General features: G+C 63.4%; 24 protein-coding genes. 15 read left to right on the top strand and 9 right to left on the bottom strand.

All coding sequences use genetic code 11. The features are described 5' to 3' along the window. Window positions 1-399: hypothetical protein (locus AC062T_RS00100; RefSeq protein WP_476026241.1), on the bottom strand; the 399-nt coding region annotated here is incomplete at its 3' end. A gap of 154 nt (window positions 400-553) precedes the next feature. Beyond that, window positions 554-904, bottom strand: a complete 351-nt coding sequence (locus AC062T_RS00105; protein ID WP_108518460.1) for an ArsR/SmtB family transcription factor — start codon at window positions 902-904, stop codon at window positions 554-556. A gap of 97 nt (window positions 905-1,001) precedes the next feature. On the opposite strand from AC062T_RS00105, the gene arsB reads away from it, so the two are divergent. The 4 genes from arsB to AC062T_RS00125 all read left to right on the top strand — a co-directional run bounded on the left by arsB (window position 1,002) and on the right by AC062T_RS00125 (window position 4,003). Continuing rightward, window positions 1,002-2,090, top strand: a complete 1,089-nt coding sequence (arsB, locus tag AC062T_RS00110; protein WP_108997662.1) for an ACR3 family arsenite efflux transporter — start codon at window positions 1,002-1,004, stop codon at window positions 2,088-2,090. Then, complete coding sequence (locus tag AC062T_RS00115; RefSeq protein WP_108518457.1) at window positions 2,087-2,494, top strand: arsenate reductase ArsC; 408 nt, start codon at window positions 2,087-2,089, stop codon at window positions 2,492-2,494. The genes arsB and AC062T_RS00115 overlap by 4 nt, the downstream gene beginning before the upstream one ends. Window positions 2,495-2,586: 92 nt before the next feature. Next, window positions 2,587-3,270 carry a GntR family transcriptional regulator gene (locus AC062T_RS00120; RefSeq protein WP_158268809.1) on the top strand — a complete coding sequence of 228 codons (684 nt, stop codon included), beginning with the start codon at window positions 2,587-2,589 and terminating at the stop codon, window positions 3,268-3,270. Between the two features lie 31 nt (window positions 3,271-3,301). Beyond that, window positions 3,302-4,003: an IclR family transcriptional regulator gene (locus AC062T_RS00125; protein WP_159078247.1), complete on the top strand. Its 702-nt coding sequence runs from the start codon at window positions 3,302-3,304 to the stop codon at window positions 4,001-4,003. Here AC062T_RS00125 and AC062T_RS00130 read toward each other — a convergent pair. After that, complete coding sequence (locus AC062T_RS00130) at window positions 4,000-4,956, bottom strand: fumarylacetoacetate hydrolase family protein (protein WP_108518451.1); 957 nt, start codon at window positions 4,954-4,956, stop codon at window positions 4,000-4,002. The genes AC062T_RS00125 and AC062T_RS00130 overlap by 4 nt on opposite strands. A 3-nt stretch (window positions 4,957-4,959) precedes the next feature. Continuing rightward, entirely contained in the window at window positions 4,960-5,253 is a 294-nt protein-coding gene (locus AC062T_RS00135) for a putative quinol monooxygenase (RefSeq protein ID WP_108518449.1), read from the bottom strand. 195 nt (window positions 5,254-5,448) lie between these two features. Here AC062T_RS00135 and AC062T_RS00140 point away from each other — a divergent pair, with 195 nt between their 5' ends. Both AC062T_RS00140 and AC062T_RS00145 read left to right on the top strand, forming a co-directional pair. After that, the gene (locus tag AC062T_RS00140; RefSeq protein ID WP_476026247.1) at window positions 5,449-6,324 is read left to right on the top strand and encodes a VOC family protein; all 876 of its coding nucleotides are present in this window, start codon (window positions 5,449-5,451) and stop codon (window positions 6,322-6,324) included. A gap of 31 nt (window positions 6,325-6,355) precedes the next feature. Next, window positions 6,356-7,189 (top strand): fumarylacetoacetate hydrolase family protein, encoded by an 834-nt coding sequence (locus AC062T_RS00145; protein WP_108518446.1) that lies wholly within the window; start codon window positions 6,356-6,358, stop codon window positions 7,187-7,189. Window positions 7,190-7,270: 81 nt separating this feature from the next. Here AC062T_RS00145 and AC062T_RS00150 read toward each other — a convergent pair whose 3' ends face one another. From AC062T_RS00150 to AC062T_RS00160, 3 genes are all read right to left on the bottom strand, one after another. Further along, window positions 7,271-7,897 carry an NADPH-dependent FMN reductase gene (locus AC062T_RS00150; protein WP_108518444.1) on the bottom strand — a complete coding sequence of 209 codons (627 nt, stop codon included), beginning with the start codon at window positions 7,895-7,897 and terminating at the stop codon, window positions 7,271-7,273. Between the two features lie 66 nt (window positions 7,898-7,963). Beyond that, window positions 7,964-8,548 carry a flavin reductase family protein gene (locus AC062T_RS00155; RefSeq protein ID WP_476026250.1) on the bottom strand — a complete coding sequence of 195 codons (585 nt, stop codon included), beginning with the start codon at window positions 8,546-8,548 and terminating at the stop codon, window positions 7,964-7,966. Beyond that, entirely contained in the window at window positions 8,548-9,444 is an 897-nt protein-coding gene (locus AC062T_RS00160) for a virginiamycin B lyase family protein (RefSeq protein ID WP_476026252.1), read from the bottom strand. Before AC062T_RS00160 ends, AC062T_RS00155 begins: the two co-directional genes overlap by 1 nt. 257 nt (window positions 9,445-9,701) lie before the next feature. On the opposite strand from AC062T_RS00160, the gene AC062T_RS00165 reads away from it, so the two are divergent. From AC062T_RS00165 to AC062T_RS00180, 4 genes are read left to right on the top strand one after another with little or no spacing between them, the layout of a single operon-like run. Continuing rightward, on the top strand, window positions 9,702-11,528 hold the full coding sequence (locus AC062T_RS00165) for a peroxidase family protein (protein WP_108518440.1): 1,827 nt from the start codon (window positions 9,702-9,704) through the stop codon (window positions 11,526-11,528). Window positions 11,529-11,544: 16 nt separating this feature from the next. Further along, the gene (locus AC062T_RS00170) at window positions 11,545-12,117 is read left to right on the top strand and encodes a COG4315 family predicted lipoprotein (RefSeq protein ID WP_476026254.1); all 573 of its coding nucleotides are present in this window, start codon (window positions 11,545-11,547) and stop codon (window positions 12,115-12,117) included. Window positions 12,118-12,149: 32 nt separating this feature from the next. Beyond that, window positions 12,150-13,046 carry a DUF5050 domain-containing protein gene (locus AC062T_RS00175; RefSeq protein ID WP_476026256.1) on the top strand — a complete coding sequence of 299 codons (897 nt, stop codon included), beginning with the start codon at window positions 12,150-12,152 and terminating at the stop codon, window positions 13,044-13,046. 5 nt (window positions 13,047-13,051) lie between these two features. Beyond that, entirely contained in the window at window positions 13,052-14,032 is a 981-nt protein-coding gene (locus tag AC062T_RS00180) for a DUF5050 domain-containing protein (RefSeq protein WP_108518434.1), read from the top strand. A 27-nt stretch (window positions 14,033-14,059) separates the two neighbouring features. Here AC062T_RS00180 and AC062T_RS00185 read toward each other — a convergent pair whose 3' ends face one another. Beyond that, a complete protein-coding gene (locus AC062T_RS00185; protein ID WP_476026259.1) occupies window positions 14,060-14,920 on the bottom strand; it encodes an NAD(P)H-binding protein in 861 nt (286 codons plus the stop codon). A gap of 113 nt (window positions 14,921-15,033) precedes the next feature. On the opposite strand from AC062T_RS00185, the gene AC062T_RS00190 reads away from it, so the two are divergent. Then, window positions 15,034-16,185, top strand: a complete 1,152-nt coding sequence (locus AC062T_RS00190) for an acyl-CoA dehydrogenase family protein (protein WP_476026261.1) — start codon at window positions 15,034-15,036, stop codon at window positions 16,183-16,185. A gap of 65 nt (window positions 16,186-16,250) precedes the next feature. Here AC062T_RS00190 and AC062T_RS00195 read toward each other — a convergent pair whose 3' ends face one another. After that, entirely contained in the window at window positions 16,251-17,108 is an 858-nt protein-coding gene (locus AC062T_RS00195; protein WP_199220435.1) for an ester cyclase, read from the bottom strand. 217 nt (window positions 17,109-17,325) lie between these two features. Here AC062T_RS00195 and AC062T_RS00200 point away from each other — a divergent pair, with 217 nt between their 5' ends. The 4 genes from AC062T_RS00200 (at window position 17,326) to AC062T_RS00215 (ending at window position 22,017) form a co-directional block, all read left to right on the top strand. Then, a complete protein-coding gene (locus AC062T_RS00200) occupies window positions 17,326-18,933 on the top strand; it encodes an ABC transporter substrate-binding protein (RefSeq protein WP_108997650.1) in 1,608 nt (535 codons plus the stop codon). Then, on the top strand, window positions 18,918-19,463 hold the full coding sequence (locus AC062T_RS00205) for a nuclear transport factor 2 family protein (protein ID WP_108518427.1): 546 nt from the start codon (window positions 18,918-18,920) through the stop codon (window positions 19,461-19,463). The genes AC062T_RS00200 and AC062T_RS00205 overlap by 16 nt, the downstream gene beginning before the upstream one ends. A 66-nt stretch (window positions 19,464-19,529) precedes the next feature. After that, entirely contained in the window at window positions 19,530-20,816 is a 1,287-nt protein-coding gene (locus tag AC062T_RS00210) for an acyl-CoA dehydrogenase family protein (RefSeq protein ID WP_108518425.1), read from the top strand. Window positions 20,817-20,841: 25 nt separating this feature from the next. Next, on the top strand, window positions 20,842-22,017 hold the full coding sequence (locus AC062T_RS00215; RefSeq protein WP_158268806.1) for an acyl-CoA dehydrogenase family protein: 1,176 nt from the start codon (window positions 20,842-20,844) through the stop codon (window positions 22,015-22,017). Window positions 22,018-22,020 lie beyond the last annotated feature (3 nt).

Here is a 22,020-nt window from a genome sequence, read left to right on the forward strand (position 1 = left end):
CACGCTGCCGAGCAGCATGGAGAGCGCGAAGCCGAGAAAGAGCGTGTTGCCGATCCAGAAGTAATCCGCGCCAAGCATCGTGAGGGCGAGTGCCCCGACGCCGCCGATAACAAGGAACGCCTGACCCACACGGTCACCGAACCACCCGATCTCCCGATCCCGCTGGTCGGAGGTGCCCGCGCTCTCGCGATCGCGCATCCCGACGATGATGCCCGCGACGATGTTCAGCACGATCGACAGGATGATCGACGCGAGGATGGTCCACAGCATGGGGGCGATCCAGTCGATCTGGTCGACGGGGCTCGTGCCGAGCTGCGGGATGATGATCGCGAAGTAGACGATGCTGCAAACGATGCTGCTGATCGATTGCGCCCAGATGGTGCGTTCGCCGTAGCCCATGATGACCTCCGAGTGTCAGGTTTTCTTTACATCGGAAGCATCGCACCGCGCGCGGAGCATGTCAAGAATTATTTACATGCGGCCACGATGGAGATCACACTCGTCGCCGCACGGCAGGCGGACAGCAATCGCCGTTGCGGCTAGTGCTGCTCGCCTATGCGCTTGTGAGCAGCGCGCCCAGTGAATCGAGCGCGCCGGGAACCAGGCGGTAATAGGCCCACGTGCCCCGCTTCTCGCGGGTGAGTATGCCCGCTTCGACGAGAATCTTGAGGTGGTGCGACACGGTCGGCTGGCCCAGGCCGAGGGGCTCCAGGAAGTCGCAGACGCACACCTCGGAGTCGTTGGCGGATGCCACGAGGGAGATGATGCGGATGCGCGACGGGTCGGCGACGGCCTTGAGTGAGCGGGCGAGCTTCTCGGCGTTTTCGGCGCTGATCGCCTCCCGCGCGATCGGGGCGCAGCATGCGATGACGTCGGTGAGGGGGAGCAGCTCGGTGGGCGACATGCTCCTATCTTGCCACTACATTGACATTCGTCGATATAGCCGGATAGTTTGTATCGACGGTAATCGATATTCACCGCAGCGACCATCGAGGGAACGAATGTCCACGCAGGCCCCCGCCCGCCTCGGCACCACAGACCGACTACTCCCCGTCTGGATTATCGCCGCCATGGCATCCGGACTCCTTCTCGCCGTGTTCGCGCCCGCAGTTGGCAAGTTTCTGCACGCCTTCACGATTGGCTCGGTCTCGGTGCCTATAGCCGTCGGCCTGCTCGTGATGATGTACCCCGTGCTCGCCAAGGTGCAATATTCGGATGCTGGCGCGGTTGCCCGAGACCGCACCCTGATGATCTCGTCCCTCGTCATGAACTGGCTGGTCGGGCCAGCGCTCATGTTCACCCTCGCGTGGATCTTTCTGCCCGACCTGCCCGAATACCGCACGGGACTGATCATCGTGGGGCTCGCGCGCTGCATCGCCATGGTCATGATCTGGAACGACCTCGCCTGCGGAGACCGCGAGGCCGCCGCGTTTCTCGTCGCCATCAATTCGGTGTTTCAGGTTGGCGCGTTCGGCGCGCTCGGCTGGTTCTACCTGCAGGTGCTGCCGAGCTGGCTCGGTCTGCCGACAACCTCCGTCGAGTTCTCGTTCTGGGCGATCACGCTCAGCGTCATCGTCTTTCTCGGCATCCCGCTTCTCGCCGGATATCTCTCGCGGCGAATCGGCGAAAAGACTCGAGGGCGCGATTGGTATGAGCAGAAGTTTCTTCCCCGCATAAGCCCGCTCGCGGTCGGCGGATTGCTGCTCACGATCGTGATGCTCTTTGCCCTCCAGGGGCAGCAGGTTATCGACAGGCCGTGGGATGTGGCCCGCATCGCGCTGCCCCTGCTCGCCTACTTCGTGGTGACATTCCTCCTCGGCTTCGGGCTCGGGCGCCTTGTGGGGCTCGGTTACGAGCGCACGGCTACACTCGCCTTCACCGCAGCGGGCAACAACTTCGAGCTGGCCATCGCCGTCGCCATCGGAACCTTCGGCGCCACCAGCGGGCAAGCCCTCGCCGGAATCGTCGGCCCTCTCATCGAGGTTCCCGTGCTCGTCGCTCTCGTCTATGTATCGCTGTGGCTGCGCGGTCGACTCTTTCGAGCATCCGCAGACACCCCCGCCCCTCTCACCGAGAAAGTTGCATCATGACCGACAAGCCCACCGTTCTCTTCGTTTGCGTCCACAACGCGGGCCGCTCGCAGATGGCCGCCGGATACATGCGCGCCCTCTCGAATGGCGCGGTCGACGTGCGCACGGGTGGCTCCGAGCCGGCCACCGAGATCAACCCCGTCGCCATTCAGGTGATGGCCGAAGAAGGCATCGACATCTCGCAGGGCGTGCCGCAGCTCATGACGACCGAACAGGTGCGCGATTCGGATGCCGTCATCACAATGGGCTGCGGAGATGTCTGCCCGATTTTTCCCGGCAAGCGCTACGACGACTGGCAGCTCGACGACCCCAAGGGCAAAAGCCTCGACGAGGTGCGCCCCATTCGCGACGACATCAAGGCGCGCGTGGAAGCGCTGCTCGCGGAGCTGCTGCCGTCGCGCTGAGTTGCCGACCTTGGGTGTCGGGTCAGACCTGCGCCAGGCGACTATTCCGAATAACGGAAGTGTCGCGGATGATGGCCGCTAGGGTTGGCCGCATGACATGGGAAAGTCGCCAGGGAGCGGATGTGGGAGACGTGGTGGAATCCGTTCGGGCGGATATCGTGCGCGGGCGTTTGGGCACAGGGCGAGAGGTGGTCGTAGCCGATCTGTCCGAGGCGTTGAACGTGTCGATGAGCGTGGCGCAGCAAGCTCTGCTTCGCCTCGTTGACCAGCACCTCGTTGTGGCGTCTGACACCGGCTCGTTCCACGTGGTCTCGACCTCGCTTCGCGATCTGCGCGAGCTCACCGCGATCCGCCAGCTGCTTGAGGGTGAGGCGGTTCGTCTCTCCGCAGTGAACGGCTCCGCCGAGTGGGTGCGCACCGTGCAGGCTGCCTTCGATGCTTTGGCGGTGGCGGGCGTCGACGTGGAGCAGCCGACACTGTCGGACGAGTGGCGTGAAGCGCACACGCGATTTCACGAAGTTCTCTGTGCTGAAGCGGGCAACGACCGCCTCCTTGTCACGGTCGGGTCACTCCGAGACGAGGCCGAGATTTATCGGGAGCTGTCGGTCAAAGCGATGACCGAAAGCCGACGAGAGACGGTGGATCGTGAACACCGTGAACTCCTCGAGCACGTGCTCGCCGGTCGCCCCGACGCCGCTGCCGCCACCCTTCGAGCGCATCTTGACGGCACAATGCGCAGCGTCGAAGGCAGCGAAACAGAGACAGGGTCGCGGTGAAGTCTCTGAAGCCTCGCGGCGGGAGTCTGCCGTGTCGGTGATCGGTCGCACCGTTCAGGTGCTTGACGTTCTCGCGGAGGCACCGTTTCCGGTCACTCTGACCGAAATAGCCAACACGACGGAGTTGCCGCTGACCACAGTGCACCGGCTGTGCAGCGAGTTGCTCGCGGAAGGTTTTATCGAGCGGGCGGGAGCCGCGGGTCTGCGCATTGGCCCGACCCTGTGGGAGTTTGGCCGGCGATACGAGAGAGCCGAAAAGTTTCGCACCGCCGCCGCCCGATATCTGCAGGACCTTCACGCGGTCACGAGGGGCACGGTGGAATTGACGCAGCTCGTCGGTGGGCGGCTCGTGGTTGTGGACCGCCTTGTTGGGTCGGAGTCGCCGCGAGCAGAGTGGACCGGCCGCGTCGAACGGCTCTCTCTCGTCTCGTCGGCAGCGGGAATCTCTGTGCTCGCGGAGTCAACGCCGGCAATCGTCGAGGAGTGTGGTGCGGTGCTCGACGAACGTGCGCGCCTAGATCTTCACGGTGCCCTGAGAGAGGCGAGGGAGACGGGTGCCGCGATGATGCCCGACGGCGAAGGGCGGCTTCTTCTCGCCGCGTGCATCCGAGGGCGAGAGGGAATTAAAGGAGCAGTATCGCTGGTGGCTCGGGATGCGCAGACGGCCAGGTCACATATTCCGTCTGTTCTGGTCACGGCCCGGCGAATCGCCGCGTCACTGGAGAGTAGCTAAGCCCCTGGCGCCGGACTCAGGGGGCGGGCCGCCGGCACGCGGTGCCCCGGGCTTCGGATGGGTCCGATCTGGTTCGAGATCGTGCCGAGCCCTTCGACCGTCATCGTCACAACGTCGCCCACGGCGAGGGGTGGCGGCGACTGCTCGCCACGCCTGCCCCACCATTCGGCGAGCGCCCCGCCGCCGCAGGTGCCCGTCGCGAGAACATCGCCAGCACCGACCCACGCGTCGCGGGATGAATGCACGAGCAGCTCCGCAAAACTCCACCCCATTTCGGCCAGCGATGCCTCGCCAATGAGTTCGTCGTTGACCCTCACCTCCATGCGAAGGTCAAATCGGTCACCGACCCTCCACTGTTCGAGCTCATCCGGGGTGGTGATCCAGGGGCCCAGGGTGTTCGCGAAGTCTTTGCCCTTGCTGGGGCCGAGGTTGACCTGCATTTCGCGGCGCTGGATGTCGCGGGCGGACCAGTCGTTAAAGATCGCATATCCGACAATGAGAGATTCTGCGTCGTCTGGGTCGACATCGCGCACCGTGCGCCCCACGATCGCCGCGACCTCCAGCTCGAAGTCCATGGCCAGGGTGTGGGGCGGCATTGGCACCTCACCAAACGGAGCGGTGAGCGAGTGCGGGTTCATAAAGAGGAATGCGGGCGCCTCGTACCAGGCGTCGGGGATTCCGGCCGCGCCGCCGCCCACTGACGAGTGGACGCCCTGGACGTGGCGTTCGAAGGTGACGAAGTCACGCATGGCGGGAGGGTCGAGCGGTGCGATGAGCGACGCTCGATCGAGCGGTATCGCCGTTTCTGCGCCTGCGCGAATCGCGAGACGTTCCGTCGGCGAGGCCGTCAATACGCTGAGCACCTCGGTGCCGGGAGGCAGGGGAAGCAGCAACTCGCCCTCGACGAGGGCGACGCGCACCGAATCTGCCTCCTGATAGCGAGCGACGCGCATCGGTTAAGCGTTCAGCGTCTCGTAGAACTCACGCTCGCGGGAGGCAAGCGCGGGGATCGCCTGTCCGAGGGCCCACTTCTCGAAGTGCTCTGTTTGGCCGTGCGCCTTGAAGGCGTCCTCGTCGGTGTACACCTCAAAGATGCGAAAAACGCTGGGGTCGGACGGATCCTGATAGGGCTGGTAGTAGAGGTTCCCCGGCTCCATTCGGCTGGCCGGTGCCAGGTTCTCGATGGCGTCGAGCACGGTCTGCTCTTCGCCGGCTTTGGCTGTCCAGGTCGCACTGCAGATGAATGCCATGTGTAGTCCACTTCGCTAGGTCGATCTATGCCGATCACATCGGACTTCATCCAACTCTGACGGGTCGTGAAGCGCGCCAGTGCTTCCGAATATCGGAAGCACTCGGCCCGCGGTCGCGAATCTTCGGGTTAATAGGCGCAAGGACCCGTGCGGGCGCAGCCGCGCCAAGCCACGACCTATTGAGAGGACTCAGGAATGGCGATTGGTTCGATCTCGGAGATTGGTTATGTCTCCCTCGCTACGCGCGACCTGCGGGCGTCAATGGAGAATGCGGAGAAGATCCTCGGGCTGACGCCGCTTGAGACCACAAAGGATAAGGCGTACTTCAGCTCAGGAACGGGCACTCGGGACCTCATCTACACGGCCTCCGAGACCGACGGAGCTGACCACTTCGGTCTTATTGCTCCGAACCGCGACGAGATCGATGCGATTAGGGCGAAGGTCGATCGGCGGGGCTACCGCGTGCTCGCTGAGCAGCCGATCGAAGATTTCATTGAGGCGGGCTTCGCCTTCATCGGCCCAGAAGGCTTCACCTTTCACGTTCACCTTGGGCCCAGCCGCTACGATCATCGCTCTGGCGGCATCGGTCCCGACAGGCTGGGCCACATCACCGTGCGCGCGATCGACACCGTCGCCTTCGCGCGGTTCCTCGTTGATGTTTTCGACTTTCGCGTCTCCGACCGCATCGGTGTAGACCAGGGATTCTTTCTTCGCTGCAACCCCGATCACCACGGAATCGCCCTCGTCAAGAGCGACTGGACTGGTCTTCACCACCACGCGTGGGAGACGCAGTCGATTGCCGACCTGGGAAAGCTGGGCGACCGGCTCGCAAACTCCGGTTCCCGTCTGATCTGGGGGCCCGTTCGACACGGTGCCGGGCACAACATCGCGTGCTACTACCAGGAGCCGAACGGCTCGGTCATCGAGCTCTACACCGATCTCGAGCGCATCTACGACAAGGAGCGCGACGAAATCGTCTGGGACGCCGATGACCTCAACTGGCTCAACCGGTGGGACGGCAATATGCCCGTGCTCATGACCACTGCGGGCTGCGGCCTGCTTTCGCGCTGACTTAGCGCCTTCCACAGAAAAGGAGAGCGACATGCGTATTGCAAACATTGACTCCCGCGCGATGCTGAAGACAACAGACGGCTGGCTCGATATCGCCGAGGCCAGCTCCGGCCGATTTTCGGCTGACATCCACGACGTGTATGACCAGTGGGACGACTTCACCGCATGGGCGGCGGGCGCATCAGGGGGGTCGCCCGTGCCTGAGGCGAGCGTGTGGGGGCCCCCGGTTCCGCGCCCCCGTCAGGTTTTCGCCATCGGCCTCAACTATCAGTCGCACGTCGACGAGAGCCCCGTTGGGGTTTCGCCGGTGCCCGCGGTCTTTACCAAGTACCCCTACAGCATCACGGGGCCGTATTCCGAGGTCGACCTGCCGGAGGGAGGCAACACCGACTGGGAGGCCGAGGTCGTTGTGGTCATCGGCCGATCCGCGCTCAACGTCTCGGCGGCGAACGCCTGGGACTACGTCGCTGGCCTGACGATCGGGCAGGACCTGTCCGAGCGCATCCTGCAGCTGGGTGCGCACCCCCCGCAGTTCAGCCTGGGCAAATCATTCAAGGGATTCAGCCCGATCGGACCAGAGGTCGTCACCATCGACGAGCTATCCAACCCCGACGACCTGAGCTTCGGATGCCGGATCGATGGAGAGGTGATGCAGGACGGGCGCACGGGCAAGCTCATTTTCTCCGTGCCCGCTCTCATCGAGCACCTCTCTGGCGTGGTGGAGCTCTACCCCGGCGACATCATCTTTACCGGCACCCCCGGTGGGGTGGGCAACGCTCGGAACCCCAAGCGGTTTCTCAAGGCGGGAGAGCTCCTGACCACGTGGGTTGAGGGGGTCGGTGAGATGCGAACCACGTTCCGCTAAAACGGAGTGCGAATAAACGCGGCACAAAAAGGAGGGGCCCGGCAGCAGCCGGGCCCCTCCTGTGTTTGTGAGTTGAGAAGACTACGCCGCGGGAACCGGAGGGCGGGGCGGAGCTCCTGGCGGCATTTCGAGCCGGAGCAGCGGAACCTGCTGACGAAGCGGCTCCAGTGCGTTGGTCCAGCGGAGGATCTCGTCCAGGTGCCACGGCAGGGTTTCTGCCACGATCGGCGACGGCGCGAACTCACCGTCATGAATAGTTGACCCGACGAAGGGGATCGATGGCCCGTCGGATAGCGGCATCATCTTCACGGTTGTGACGATCTGCTTGAGCACCTGAACGCCGCGGAGTCCTGCAGAGATTCCTCCGTAGCTCACGAAGCCAACGGGCTTGTAAGCCCACTCCCAGAAGAGGTACGAGATGGCGTTGAGCAGACTCGCGGGCGGGCCGTAGTTATATTCAGGAGTCACGAACAGAAAGGCATCTGCGCTGTCGACCGTTGCGCTCCACGCCTTCGTGTGGTCGTGTTCATAGCGGCCCATTCGCGGGTGGCCGGGTTCGTCCAGGAACGGCAGTGCAAGGTCCGCGAGATCGGCGACCTCGACGTCGAAACCTCCATGAGCGCGGGCGCCCTCAGCTGCCCAGTTGCCGATCGGTAGACCGACGCGCCCGGGTCGGGTGCTCGCGATCACGATGAGTAGTTTTGGCATGTTTTCCTTTCAAAGAATGTGGCCGTTAGCCTGCCCCTCGGTGCGGGGGCGGGTGGTGCGTTGCGCTTAGTCCGTCAGCACAGAATGGTCACCCAGTCGGTGCCATGTGCGGTTGTGATAGACCAGCGGATCTTGTTCGGCGTCGGGAGAAAGACGCGCCTCGAGCGCGTGAACTGCGACGACGGTCGATCCCCCCGCGAGCATGCGGTCTACGATTCGTCCCCGAATCCAGGAGTTAGTCGAGAGCAGATAGGGCTCACCCGTGGCAAGCCGACTCCAGCTGTCACCGTCGGCGAAGCGATCGACACCGCTGGTGGCGAAAAGCCGCGCGGCAGATAGCTCTTCGGCGGTGAGGAGATGCACGACGACCGTCTCCGCTTGAGCGATTGTCGGGGCGCTTGAGGATGCCGAGGATAGTGAGAAGACAAGGAGCGGTGGCTCTGCGCTAATGGAGAAGACCGACGTGGCGGTTAAGCCCACGGGGCCGTCACCGCAGTCGGCGGTGATGACAGCGACTCCGGCCGGATGGTTTCGAAACGCGAGTTTGAAGTCATCGGCCGAGAGGCCTCCGTTGAGGTGTGAAGAGCCGGTGCCAACGGTGTGTTCGGCGGAGCTCGGTGCGGTGGCGAGTTTCATGGATGCGGCAGCCATCAGTCGTGGAGAATCACCAGTGCACCGGGACCATCGCCGCCGGTGATGAAGTCTGCTTTAGCATCCGAGCCGTCGAGGTTCGCTCGTCCGACGGTGCCATCGCTGCTTGTCCAGTAGAGGTGTGAGTCAGTGAGAGCAACACCAGGGGGAGTGTTAGCGCCGGTGATCAGGCTCGGCTCCTGGTCGGTGCCGTCGAGGTTCGCCCGTCCCACCGTGCCGTCGTTGCGGCTGGTCCAGTAGACGTGCGAGTCATTGACGGCGAGCCCTGCCGGCGCGTTGATGTCGGTCATGAACTCCTGGTTCACCTCGGTACCGTCAATATTCGCGCGTCCGATTGTGTTGTTGCCGTTGTTCGTCCAGTACACGTAGTCACCGTCTACGGCCATTGCATTCGGAAAGTTATTGCCGGTGATGAACGTGTCATTGATGTCGGTGCCGTCGAGCGCAGCGCGGCCGATCGAGTTGTGGCTCGCGTTGGTCCAGTAGAGGTACGTGTCATCGACGGCGAGTCCGGCGGGTGAGCTCAGGTCCGTCATGAATTCCTGGTCGACCTCGGTGCCGTCGAGCTTCGCCCGCCCGATGGTGTTGCGGTCACCGTTGCTCCAGAAGAGGTATTCGCCCGAGATGGCTACGCCGATCGGAAAGCTGGCGCCCGTGATGAATTCCTGGTCGACGTCCGTTCCGTCGAGGTTGGCGATGCCGATCGTGTTGACCGCCTCGTCGCGGTTCGGGACCCCCACCTCGGTGCCACTGTTCGTCCAGTAGATGCGCTCGGTCGACGGGGAACTTGCCGCGTCGGGGCTGCACGCCGCCAGCGTCACGGTAATTCCCACGGCGAGTATTGCCGCGAGGGCGCGCTTGCCCCTGCGGCCTGGTTGGATCCGGGATACCGTCATCTCGCTTCTCCGTCTCAGTGATCGCCCGAAGGCGGGGGCACTACCCTGTGCCATCCCGTACAGTACCGTACGGTACACCGCTTTCAAAGCGGCCCGTTGTTGAATCGCAAGTGACGCGCCCTGTCGGTGTAGACCGCGCTATTGGCGGCAAGGATACGATACGGTACTGTCTTGCACGAGGCCAGCGCTGGCCCAGCCCGCGGTCCCGGGGTGTTGTTGCCAGCCACAGCGGCGCAACGAGATCGAGGAGGATCCGAATGGTCGGCGAGAAGCAGCATGACGACGGCGTAGAACCAGACAGCACCCCAAAGGCGGCTGAGGGCAAGTCGCGGCGCCAGTTCCTCAAGGTAATGGGGATTGGAGTTGCCGCAGGCGGTGCTGGTATCGCCGCGTTGGCTGTTGCGAACAACGGGGTCCCAGGGCTGTCAGCGGCACCGTCACCGACGCCCGCGCAGAACCTTGCCATCAGTGCAGCGAAGGGCGTCCCCGAAAGCGCCCGCAAGTTCGGCATTATGCTGCCGAGTCTTCGTGGAGAGCCGTTCGCGCATCCCGACGACACCGTTCGCAAGGCGCTTCTCGAGGTGGGCGCGCAGGGCGGCATCATGGATGCCAAGGACGACCTTTCTGCAGGAGCGGAGCGGCTGCTGCTCGACCCAACGGTCAACGGCAGCCCAACGCCGTCGAACCCGCGGGGACGCAGCCCGTTCAACCCCACACAGACCCACGGTTCGACGTTCTTCGGGCAGCTCATCGACCACGACATCACCTTTGACGCAACCTCTGTTCTTGGGGCGCCGGCCAATCCGCTGCTCACGAATAACGCGGTGACGCCAGCTCTCGACCTCGACACGGTTTTCGGAGATGGGCCCAGCGGCTCCCCCATGCTCTACGGCGCTGGAGAGGGCAAGCACGCTGCGGCCAGGATGAAGATCGGCAGCGGCGGCACCTACGAGATGTTCCCGTTTACCGCCAACGCGGATGGCACGTCGACCCTGCACAAGGCAGACGGCCGCAATTCTCAGACCCTCATGCTCGAGGGCCTCACCGTGGCCTACATGCAGGCATACAACCGAGTGCTCGACGATCTAGACGATTTCGATCTCCGGGCGTTCCCCACTGCTCGCCAAGCAGACCTGTCGAACACCCAGGAGCGCTACCTTGTGGCTCGTGAGGTCGTGCTGTGGCACTACCACTGGCTCATCGTCAACGAACACCTTCCGCAGGTGGTGGGCAGCGCTCTCGTTCGCGACGTGCTGAGAAAGGGCAACCGCTTCTATAAGCCGCCGCGCGGAAACGCCTACATGCCCATCGAGTTCAGCTCCGGCTCCTACCGCTTCGGCCACAGCCAGACCGACCCGTCATACCGCGCGAATTTCTCAAGCGGCACCGGGGCGAGTAGCGACCCCAACAAGGCGCCCTTTTACGGCTTGACCTTCGATGCGTCGATCCCGATGACTCGGTTCCACGATGCGAGCAGCTTCGACCGACCCGACATGCTCGGCGGGTATGCCGCGCCCCGACGCTATTTGGGCTGGCAGTCCTACTTCGACTTCGGCGACGGGCAGGTGCTCCACAACCGAAAGATCAACCCCAAGATCACCACCACTCTCTACACGCTGCCGAGTGCTGCGATCCCCGGAGGTGCCGAGGTCGAGAAGGCCGCGCTCCCTCAGCGCAACCTGTTGCGCGTGCTCACCTGGGCGCTGCCGTCGGGGCAGTCCGTAGCGCGCGAACTCGGTGTCGACCCCCTCAGCGAGGCGGATCTCCAGGAGATCGGTAGCGTCTACGCACCGTTTGCCACCGCCACACCCATGTGGTACTACGAGCTCGCCGAAGCCGACATCGTCAATGACGGCCTCTCACTCGGGCCAGTCGGTGGGCGAATCGTGGCCGAAACCTTGCTGGGTTTGATGCGGGATGACGCCCGCAGCTATCTCAATCAGGAACCAGATTTTGAACCCTTCCTCGGAACCGATCTGAAGTTCGGACCCGACCGCCAGAGCCAGATCGCCGGCAGTCGGGACTACAGCCACGCCAACTTCCTTTACTACGCCGGGGTCGTCGAGCCCGGTGTCTACCGCTGACAGGAGAAAACGGAAAATGACGATTCACAAGATTCTGACTACCGCACTGCTCACCACGGCAGTGCTGCTGGGTGCCACCGCCTGCTCTGCGGGAGAAAGCGCGACAGATTCCTCCGCAAAGCCGAGCGCAAAGCCGTCATCCTCGGCCGCTCCCGCTCCCGCTCCCGGACCGGGCCAGGTGCCGCCGGGTGGGGCGCCGGCAGAGTTGCTGACGACAGCGCTTGAGGCGGCAACGGTCACTCTCGCTGACGGGCGAGGGGTGACAGCGCTGGTCGATGATCGCGGATTTTCTGTGTACCTCCTCACCGACGACAGCGTGGCGGATCCTCAGTGCAACGTGCCCGAGTGCCTCGGCTTCTGGTCTCCCGTAACGGGCGACCTTGCGGCGCTCGCGGTCGGGGAGGGCATTTCGGGCGAGTTCGCCGTGTGGAGCCACGACGGCTTCGAGCAGCTCACGATCAACGGTTTTCCGCTGTATAGCTTCGGCGGCGACAACTCCGCTGGCGCAGCGGGGGGTCACGGCCTGAACAGCAACTTTGGTGAGGGCAAGTGGTCGATCGTAGCCCCAGACGGAACGGCCGTTCAGTGATCGGTCGCAGTAGATCGACGATGACTCGCCCCGTGACGCGCGTGGTCGCGGGAATGGCATCCGTTCTGTTGGCCATCTCTCTGGCGGCGTGTAGCGCTGGAGCACCACAGGAGGGGGAGGGGGCCGAGCATGTCGCGACCCACCTCTACTGGGGCAACAACGGCATCCACAAGAGCGACCCGCTTATGGCCACCGACCACACAATCGGAGTCTCGACCCTCGACGGGGCCACCGTCAACCAGAGTCTGGTTTCAGGCATCACGTTTCCCAGCGGCATCGCCGCACGAGGCGAGTATGTCTATTGGACCGACATCGAAGAGGGCTCCATCGGTCGGGCGAAGCTCGACGGCACCGAGGTGGAGAAGAAATTCGTCACAGACGGAGTGAGGCTCCCCAACGGCATCACGGTCGACGATGACTACATCTACTGGTCGAACAACGGCACGAACTCGATTGGGCGGGTCAAGATCGACGGCAGTGAGCCCAACGGATTCTTCATTGACGGCATCCAGGTGCCTAACGGCCTGGCCGTCGACGGCGAATATTTGTACTGGAGCAACTGGGTCAATCAGATCGGGCGGGTGAAGCTCGACGGCACAGAGGTCGACGAGAACTTCATCGCCGATATCGGAGCTCAGAGCGAAACTATCCTCTCGCCCGTGCCGATCGGGTTGGCGGTGGACGGCGATTACATCTACTGGTCGAACATGCAGGACAACGCGATTGGGCGGGCCAACTTGGACGGCAGCGAAGGCAACAAGAAGTTCATAGAGGGAGCAGACTTTCCGGCTGGCCTCGCCGTCGACGGCACCTATATCTACTGGGCAAACAACAGCGACACCATCGGGCGGGCGAAGTTGGATGGTTCCGGCGCGGATCAGAACTTCATCACCGGCGCTAATGCCCCTGCCGGACTAGCGGTGTGGTGAGGATTATGAGAAGCGCAACATCTCCCTCTCGCATTTCTCGCGGCTGGCGACGCTCCGTTGGCCTGGGCGTTTCTGCTCTAGTGGTGGTGATCCTGGCGGGCTGTGGCTCGGGAGAAATTCCCCGTGCAAGTGAAGAGCCAGCGCCCGTCTCCAGCCCTCAGCAAGAACAGGCGCCTCATGTGGCGACCCACATCTACTGGGCCAACAACGGCATCCTCAAGAACGAGGCGCTTAAGGCGACAGCCCACACGATCGGCGTGGCGAGTCTCGATGGGTCTGAGGTCAACCAGAGCCTCGTCTCTGAGATCGGATTTCCGAGCGGTGTCGCGGTGCGGGGTGACTACGTCTACTGGACGAACATCCTCAAAAATCAGATCGGACGGGCCACGCTCGACGGCTCCGAAGTTGACCACGAGTTCATCTCGGAGGGCGTCTACTTTGCCGTGGGAATCGCGGTGAGCGACGAATACGTCTACTGGGCTAACAATGGAACGCTGTCAATCGGGCGGGCCAAGCTTGACGGCACTGAGGTTGACCAGAAGTTCATTTCGTTTGACGTGGGAGTGCGGATGCCCAACGCCGTAACCGTCGACAACGAATACATCTACTGGACCAATGTCGCCAACACCATCGGCCGGGCCAAGCTCGACGGCACAGACGTGAACGAGAACTTTCTCATCAACACGGGCGTGCAGAGCGGGTTCGTTCTCTCGCCGCTGCCGGTGGGGCTCGCAGTGGATGGCGACTACATCTACTGGTCGAATATGCAGGAGAACGCGATTGGCCGCGTCAATAAAGACGGAACCAACGCGAACTACCGCTTCATCGGCGGAGCCGACTTTCCAGCCGGTCTCGCCGTCGACGGCAGCTACATCTATTGGGGCAACAACAACGGCACCATCGGGCGCGCGACCCTCGACGGCGCAGACGTGAACCAGAGTTTCATCACGGGTGCGAATGGGCCGGGCGGCCTCGCGGTGTGGTGACTCGCCCACGGCCCTGAGGGCCGACCGTCAGTGATGACGGGCGTGCTCGAGGACGGCTCGCAGCGGGGTGGCAGGGTTGCCGGTCAGTCGTTCGACCGAGTCGCTCTGCACAGCGAATACTCCGCTGCGGGTCGCCGTAGCAACACTGCTCACAATATCGAGGGCCACAAAAAGGGGCAGGCCGCTCTTCGCCGAAAGCTCCTGCGATGCCGTGGCGTCGTCGACATGGCGAACCGCGATCGGCTGCTGGCCCACTTCTGTGAAGATCTGCGCCCGCCGTGCTGCATCGATGAGCTCGGGCCCCGTGACGTCGTAGGTGCGCCCCTCGTGCCCCGTGCCCGTGAGCACTGCCGCGGCAACCGCGGCGCAGTCGTCGCGCGAGACAAATGCTGTCTCGCCCGCCGCCGTGCTCGTCACGATCTCGCCGGCCTCAAGCGCCTCACGCAGGGCGTCAATTTCATTGTCTGCATAGGGAAAGTTCTTCAGGACGCACCATTGCAGTCCGCTTTCCCGAAGCTGTTGCTCGGTGGCCGCGTGCTCGAGCGAAAGCGGGTCGTCTGTTCCAAAGGAGGGAAACGAGGTGTATGCGATGAACTTAACGCCGGCGCTGACCGCCGCCTCGATAGCTGCGCGGTGCTGCGGTTCGCGCTGACCGAGCGCATCCGTCGAGATGAGCAGCATGCGATCGGCGCCGGCGAAGGCGTGTGCGAGCCCCTCTGGCTTGGTGAAATCGGCTTCGACTACGCGGGCCCCTCGCGCTGCATAGTCGGCCAACGTCTGCGGCGAGCGGGTGGCGAGGATGAGATCCGCAGCGTCTACCTGGCGGAGCAGATGGTCTATCGTCGCCCGACCGAGTTTGCCCGACGCACCCGTGATCAACAGCTTCATATCTCTCCTTATGCCGACGCCTAACGGTACGATACCGTTTAGTTCAACTTATCCTCTCATGAAGCGGCGACGATGCCGTTTGGAAAGGGATCGCGATGATAGACGCGCCCAGTATGACCACGAGTGCAGCGACCGTGCTCGCCGCGGTGAACGGACTTGCGGATGAACTCCGTGACCGCATCGCGGAATTCGAGGGCGCCAAGCGCGTGCCCGCGGATATCCACGACCGATTGCGCGAGGCCGGATTTTACCGCCTGCTGCTGCCGGCGAGCCATGGCGGGCTCGAAGCTACCTCGGACGAGGTGCTCGACGTCATCGAGGCTCTCGCGCGAATCGACGGGTCGCTGGCCTGGGCCACCACCATCGGCATCCAAAGCCCTGCCGTTTTCTCTTGGCTCTCCCGGTCGACGTTTGACCAACTGCATTCCGAGAACCCAGACGTCACGATCGGAGGGGCGTTCGGCCCCCAGGGGCGAGCAACCGTCGTTGACGGTGGTTACCTCGTCGACGGTCGGTGGGGCTTTGCCAGCGGATGCGACAACTGGGATTTTCTGTTCGCAAACTGCATTGTCGTCAAAGACGGCGAACCGGTGATCGGTGCTGGCGGTCGTCCGTCGATGCGGGCGATGGTGCTGCCGAAGGACGTGGCCGAGATCATCGACACCTGGAAAACGCTCGGAATGAGGGGCACGGGCAGCCAGGATTTCGCGCTCGCTGGCGTATTTGTCGCCGACGAGTTCACCTTCGATCTCGGCGGAGCGGTGCCGAGCGTTGCCGGCATCACCCGATACCCGCTCATCGAGTTCGGCTATGAGCTCGCAACAATCGCAATCGGGGTTGCCCAGGGCGCGCTGGACGATGTTGCAGCCTCAGCGTCGGCAAGGACGAGGGCGCTTGCCCGCACAAGCATCGCCGACGACCCCGTGGCTCAGCATCGGATCGGCCGCGTGGCGACAACCCTGCGCGCGGCTCGGGCGCTCATCCGCGAGGATGCTGCCGCCCTGCGCGAAGTCGATGACGAGACCGACTTTATGCAGCTCATGACAAGCGCCGCGGCCAGCTGCGCGTGGGTTGTCGATGCCTGCATCGACGTTGTCGAGACGTGTTTTCGCACGAATGGTGCTCGCGGCATATTCGACGATGCTCCGTTGCAGCGCCGACTCCGCGACATCCTGACGCTCGCGCAACACGCGACCCTTAACGACAGCGCATGGACGCGCCATGGATCTGGTCTGCTGGGCTCGAACGAGCCCCCGGCACAATAGCGGAGCGCAGTGAGGCGCCTCCCTGCAGTGTGCGGGGAGGCGCCTGTTAACGAGTGCCCGGTTGTCTAGGGGTGAGTCGGTCGAGCGTGCTTGTCGATGCCGCTCCAGTGCTCCGCGAGTTTTCCGTCTCGGACGCGGTAGGCGTCGTAGGCAAAGTAGTTCCAGCTGCCCGTCGGCTCATCATGCAGCGGTTGAGGCAACTGGGCCGCGATGACGACGATGTCGCCTTCGGCATGCAGTACGGCAGGCGCAGGAGGGCTGCCGGGGGCTGCTCCCTCGGGTAGCTCGGGAGCCTGCGCCGCAAGTTCCGAGACGTAGGCCTCTAGCCCAGCGAGGCCCTGAGGCATGTGAGAGGAGTGCTGAAGGTAATCCTGGGCCACGAAATCCTTCACGCGGTCGGGACTGAGGGTGCCAAATACTTGATCGTAGAAATCGCTGACAAGCTGCTTGTTCTTTTCGAGATCTGTCTCGCCGACAAGCTGAGGCTGCGTTGGGTGCTTGCCGAAAGCGGCCTGGGGCAGAAACTGGGGGCGGGCGTAACGATGCTCGTTCGACCAGCGCTCGGCGATCTTGCCGTTCTCGACCCGGTACGTGTTGAACCCGAAGTAGTCGTAGTGCTGCCCGGGAACGTCGGGATCGGCCATGGGCATGTAAAAGGCGATCGTGACGAGGTCGCCTTCGGCGATGACAAACGCCGGCGGGATCATTTTCACGTCCTCCGGCGCGAGGGGGTCGGCTCCGGCAAAGTCCCGCAGGAGGATCTCTTCGAATGACGTGATCCCCACGAGATCATCGGCGCCGTGCAGGGCGAAGTTCTCGGCAATGAATCGCGGCAACGGACGGATATCGAACGACGCGACGACGTCGTGGAAGTAATCGAGAACCAGGCGCTTGTTTGATTCGAGGTAGTCGGGGTTGGCCATCATGCGCTCCTCTAGTAAGTGTACGATTGCGTACGCTACCTCATTGAGAGGAGCGATGGCCATTCTTCCCCGTAAATACGGGGAAGTTGCGCGAGGACACTACGTTCTCAACGACATTCGTTGACAGAACAGTCCGGTGTAGTACACACTTGCGGTGACTGACCCGCGACGGCTACCGCCGCGCAGAAATCGCATCCGTCAAACCCTGGAGTAGACAATGAAGTCACTGCAACACGCACGCCAAAGCGGGCCAAGCCGCCGCGGCATCCGATGGACCACAGCCGTTCTTGCCAGCGCGTCGTTGATGCTCGCAGGCTGCGCCGCTGACACGGGGCCGTCTGAGTCCAGCACAGACGGGGCACTGATCGTCGGTGTCACGCAGGATGTCGGCAAGTTCGACCCGATCTACTCCAACCTGCCCACGTACAACCAGTTCGCCTATGCGACCCCGGTTTACCAGACCGCGGGTGGGGAGTACGGACCATACCTGGCGTCGTCATGGGAGTTCGCCCCAGACAACACATCGATCGCGCTCACGCTGCGCTCCGATGCCAAGTTCAGCGATGGCACCGAGGTCGATGCCGATGCTGTGGCGAACTCAATGGTGCGCTTTCTCACGACGATGTCGCCGAAGTTGCAGCAGTACGGCACGCAGATCGCAGGGGTGACGGCTACCGCCGATGACACCGTCGAGATTGCGTTCAAAAACCCCGTGCCGCAGTCGTACGCACTCAGTCTGCTCAACCAGGACAGCGCATTCGCGATGATCACGGCCCCGGCCGCCACCGCAGACCCCGAGTCGATCGAGGCGACAACCAACGGCGCGGGCCCGTACCAGCTTGACCCGGAGAAGTCGACCAGCGGCACCGAGTACACCTACGTGCCAAACCCGCACTACTTCGCACCGGAGACGCTCACTTACGACACCGTCGTAATCAAGCCGTTCTCTGACCCCTCGGCCCTGGGTAGCGCACTCACGAGCGGACAGGTCACCTATGCGGTCTCCCTCCTAGCGCCACTTGCGGGCCAGGCAGAGTCAGCAGGCATGCAGATGTCAAAGGGTGCCCTCGGAATCGGTGAATCCGGAACCGCGATGCTCGTCTTCGGCGATCGCACGGAGGGGCCCCTTGCAGACGTCCGCGTTCGCCAGGCAATTGCGCACGCCATCCCGAGAGACGATCTCAACTCGTCGCTCTACGCCGGATTCGCGACGCCCACGAGCTCGGCGACACCCGCCGGCCTTCCCGGGCACACGGGAGAAGACCCCTACGCGTATGACCTCGACCGGGCCAAGCAGTTGCTGAGCGAGGCTGGCTTCCCCAACGGATTCGACCTCGTCGTGACATCCCCGTCGGCAATGGACCCGGGCAACCTTCTCGGCCAAGCAGTGCAGGGAGCACTGCAGGCCTTGGGAATCAACGTGACGCTTGAGCGAAACGATGACCCCTTCACCGCCCTCATGGGCAAGATCCTTACGGACGGAGGGTTCCCCGCCTACATCTACAACGCCGGTGGCGCGAACGTCTTTGGACACGTCACAGGCAGCATGTCGGGGGTCGGCCCCATCAACCCCAACGGCGAGCCCCTGCCGATGAGCGTCACCGACGCCCTCACCGCGGCAGTCACGGCACCGGCCGACGAGCAGGACGAGCTTCTCGTGAAGGTCACCGAAGCGATTGATGAGATCCAGTGGTCCGTGACACTGATATCGGTTCCCCGTCTGACCGCGGTTCAGCCCGGAGTGAAGAGCGTGCCGGCGTCGTACCTGACGCCGGAGCCCAACCCCATCTCCCCCAACAAGGGAGAATCGTGGAGCGGAAACTGAGCGAGGAACGGGCCGCTGCAACGCCGGCGGCCCTGCCCCCCTACACATTCGCAGGGCCCTTGGCGACGATCGCCGACCCAGGCTTCTTTCGCAGCTGGGTCGACGACGAGCAGTTCATAGAAGAGCTGATCAAAGCCGACGACCCCGAGGTTCGCGAAGTCAAGCGCATCGCTGTCGAGTTTCAGCGGCAGATGGCCATGGTTGTCGCTACGGGCGACATCGCGGGCAATATCGATGCTCTCCTCGAACGATTCATCGACGAAGGCTACAAGCAGCACGACGCCCACCTCACCGACGGCCGCGAGCCGCTGGCGAGATTCTTCAAGGGGGCAGCTGCGGCCGGCATCGACCTCTGGCCGCCCATGCCCGTCTGTGTTGTCGTCGAGGGCGACATTGCGGCGCTTCTGCTCGAAGCAAGCAACCCAGATGGCTCCCGCCGCAACATCCCCACGATGTTTCGAGTGGGAGGCGGGCGGATGACCGAGCACTGGAGCGCAGCTTCACCGCCCCCCGGCGCCATCCAAGACTGAACCCGCGCCACCGACCGGCGCGAGGTCGAGAGATCTCACCGCACCTCAAGCAAGAAGGACAAGAACGTGACTGAAGCAGTCAAGGTTGAGCAGCTGTCGGCTCGCGACACGCTGACGCCGAGCTCGATGCTCACCGACACCGGGCGCCGTATGCGCGACGAGGTGCTCGAGTTTGTGCCAGAAATGCAGAAGCTCGGCCCCGCAGCAGAACAGGGGCGCGGGCTCGCCGACGAAGTGAACCGTCAGCTCAAGCAGATCGGTGTGTGGGATCTCGGCACACCGATCGAATATGGCGGAACAGCATCCGGTGCCCGCGACCTCGTTGAGGTGCTTGAGGCCGTCGGCCGCGGTGACGGCTCGGCCGGTTGGCTCGCGCAGGCTGCCGCGACGAACCACAACCTAGTTTCGGCCTACTCAGACGAAGCTGTGGCAGAAGTCTTCGCGTCGTCCGCCGACGTTCCCGGGCCGCGTCTCGTCGGGGCCTCCGTGTTTGCCCGTCAGGTCGGCTCCGCTCACGCCGTTTCGGGCGGGTGGAAGGTCAAAGGCAAGTGGGGCTTTGCGACCGGATGCCGAACAGCGACGTGGGCGATGGTTGGTGCCGACTATGTGAAACCCGACGGCACGCCCAGCCGCGGCCTTGCCCTGTTGCCGACCTCGACGTGTCGCATCATCGAGGACTGGAACGTCACCGGCATGTCGGCCACGGCAAGCAACTCGATTGTCGCTGACGATGATGTGTTCATCCCCACAGATCGGTTCTTCGACCTGCACGAGATGCCCGACCGCATGAACGGACTGCACGAAAGGTTTGCCGGCCTCGCGTTCGGCTGGCCGAGCGAAGCCCGCATCGTTGCGATCACTCTTAACCTTGCCTCAGTCGCGCTGGGCCTCGCGGAGGGGGCGCTGGAGTCGTTCCTCAGCTCGGCGCCCAAGCGCACACCGTTCAACCTTCCGTACGCGACCATCGCAGACTCACCGGGCACCCAGATCGTTGTCGGGCGCTCGCAGGCTGCCATCGATGCAGCCCGCTCCGTTGTGCAGAGCATCGCGGATGGCATCGACAGGAACAGCCTCGAGGGCCTCGACTTCACAGCGACCGAGGCATCGCGCACGCATATGGACCTCATCTTTGCGATTCGTCTGTGCCGCGACGCGATCGCCGACCTCGAAGAGGCGCTCGGTTCGTCTGTCGCGTTGCTGAGCAACCCGATCCAGAGAGCCCATCGAGACCTGCGGGTGCTCGCGTCACACGGTGCTATCCGCTTCGATCCGCTCGCAGAACTCACCGGCAAGGATGCTCTCGGTCGCAACCTTGATCCGACGTTCTCCGGTGGTCTGCCGAGCATCCCGTAGCTTCGTCCGATACAGAGGATTTGTTGTGATTGATACTGCAGTCGATGAGGCCACACTTGTGTCTCGAGCCGTGGCGCTCGTGCCGCTTCTGCGCGAACATGCTGACGAGGCCGAGCGCATCGGCAGGCTTCCCGACGTAGAGATCGAGGCTTTTCGCGATGCGGGGTTCTTTACGGCCATGCGGCCGAAAGAAACAGGCGGCTCGGCGATTGGTTTCAGCGCCTTCATCGACATTGTGCGCGCTCTCTCGCGGGGCGACGCATCGGCTGGGTGGGTTGCCGCATTTCTCATGTCCCACGAATGGTTGCTTTCTCGGCTCAACGCCTCTGCTCAGGCTGAGGTATTCGCCGACGGTCCCGCGCTCGCCGCGGCCGTTGCAGCGCCCCCGGGTACCGCGGTGCCCGTCGACGGCGGCTACCGAGTCACGGGTAGATGGCGCTTCGCATCAGCGGTGCTGCATTCGAAGTGGATAGTCGTCGCTGCGGCGGGCGCCGAAGGCCCTCTCGCTGTGATCTCGAAAGTTGCGGATGGCGAGGTTCTCGACACCTGGCACGTTCCGGGTATGAAAGCGACCGGTTCCACCGACTTCGTACTAGACGATGTGTTCATACCGCAGCATCGGGTGACCGACTTCATCAAGTATTCGTCGCGGGAGAATGACGGGGCTGCCCTCTACCCCTCCTATGCGGCCCTGCAATATCCGATGTATCGCGTGCTGTCCCTCATTCACGGCGCCGTCGCCGTTGGCACTGCTGAGGGAGCGCTTGAGCTCTTCCCTCAGTTGATGGCGAAGCGCATCCGACCGGCCAGCGGGGTTCCGTACCTTGAGGAGCCTGAGGCGCACGCAGCCTATGGCCGCGCAGCACAGGAGGCCCTGGTTGCCGGACTCCTGCTCGATGACGCGGTAAGCCGCACCGAGCGGCTCTACGCTCCCGGCACAGCAGAGCCCTCCATGGATGAGCGAGCGAAGCTGAACCTGGATGTTGCGGCAAGCGGTGTTGAGGCATTCAAGGCTGTTGACACGCTCATTCAGGCGGCGGGGGCGAGCGTTCTTCGCGACGGCGCCGACTACGACAGAATTGCGCGAAACACGCTCGTCATGCGCAACCACACGACCCTCGACTGGCGGCACGCTCAAGTGCTCGCGGGTCGGGTTCTTCTCGGTCAGGGCCTCGGGGCTCACGCCGAGGCGATGTACTGAGAA

The sequence above is a fragment of the Homoserinimonas sp. genome, assembly GCF_056262345.1.

Bases quoted from the DNA above. Each gene is read 5' to 3' on its own strand.
- AC062T_RS00180 (WP_108518434.1), top strand. From the start codon at position 13,052: ATGAGAAGCGCAACATCTCCCTCTCGCATTTCTCGCGGCTGGCGACGC.
- arsB (WP_108997662.1), top strand. From the start codon at position 1,002: ATGTCCACGCAGGCCCCCGCCCGCCTCGGCACCACAGACCGACTACTC.
- AC062T_RS00140 (WP_476026247.1), top strand. From the start codon at position 5,449: ATGGCGATTGGTTCGATCTCGGAGATTGGTTATGTCTCCCTCGCTACG.
- AC062T_RS00115 (WP_108518457.1), top strand. From the start codon at position 2,087: ATGACCGACAAGCCCACCGTTCTCTTCGTTTGCGTCCACAACGCGGGC.
- AC062T_RS00170 (WP_476026254.1), top strand. From the start codon at position 11,545: ATGACGATTCACAAGATTCTGACTACCGCACTGCTCACCACGGCAGTG.
- AC062T_RS00185 (WP_476026259.1), bottom strand. From the start codon at position 14,920: ATGAAGCTGTTGATCACGGGTGCGTCGGGCAAACTCGGTCGGGCGACG.
- AC062T_RS00195 (WP_199220435.1), bottom strand. From the start codon at position 17,108: ATGGCCAACCCCGACTACCTCGAATCAAACAAGCGCCTGGTTCTCGAT.
- AC062T_RS00145 (WP_108518446.1), top strand. From the start codon at position 6,356: ATGCGTATTGCAAACATTGACTCCCGCGCGATGCTGAAGACAACAGAC.
- AC062T_RS00135 (WP_108518449.1), bottom strand. From the start codon at position 5,253: ATGGCATTCATCTGCAGTGCGACCTGGACAGCCAAAGCCGGCGAAGAG.
- AC062T_RS00155 (WP_476026250.1), bottom strand. From the start codon at position 8,548: ATGGCTGCCGCATCCATGAAACTCGCCACCGCACCGAGCTCCGCCGAA.
- AC062T_RS00160 (WP_476026252.1), bottom strand. From the start codon at position 9,444: ATGACGGTATCCCGGATCCAACCAGGCCGCAGGGGCAAGCGCGCCCTC.
- AC062T_RS00165 (WP_108518440.1), top strand. From the start codon at position 9,702: ATGGTCGGCGAGAAGCAGCATGACGACGGCGTAGAACCAGACAGCACC.
- AC062T_RS00105 (WP_108518460.1), bottom strand. From the start codon at position 904: ATGTCGCCCACCGAGCTGCTCCCCCTCACCGACGTCATCGCATGCTGC.
- AC062T_RS00200 (WP_108997650.1), top strand. From the start codon at position 17,326: ATGAAGTCACTGCAACACGCACGCCAAAGCGGGCCAAGCCGCCGCGGC.
- AC062T_RS00130 (WP_108518451.1), bottom strand. From the start codon at position 4,956: ATGCGCGTCGCTCGCTATCAGGAGGCAGATTCGGTGCGCGTCGCCCTC.
- AC062T_RS00120 (WP_158268809.1), top strand. From the start codon at position 2,587: ATGACATGGGAAAGTCGCCAGGGAGCGGATGTGGGAGACGTGGTGGAA.
- AC062T_RS00150 (WP_108518444.1), bottom strand. From the start codon at position 7,897: ATGCCAAAACTACTCATCGTGATCGCGAGCACCCGACCCGGGCGCGTC.
- AC062T_RS00190 (WP_476026261.1), top strand. From the start codon at position 15,034: ATGACCACGAGTGCAGCGACCGTGCTCGCCGCGGTGAACGGACTTGCG.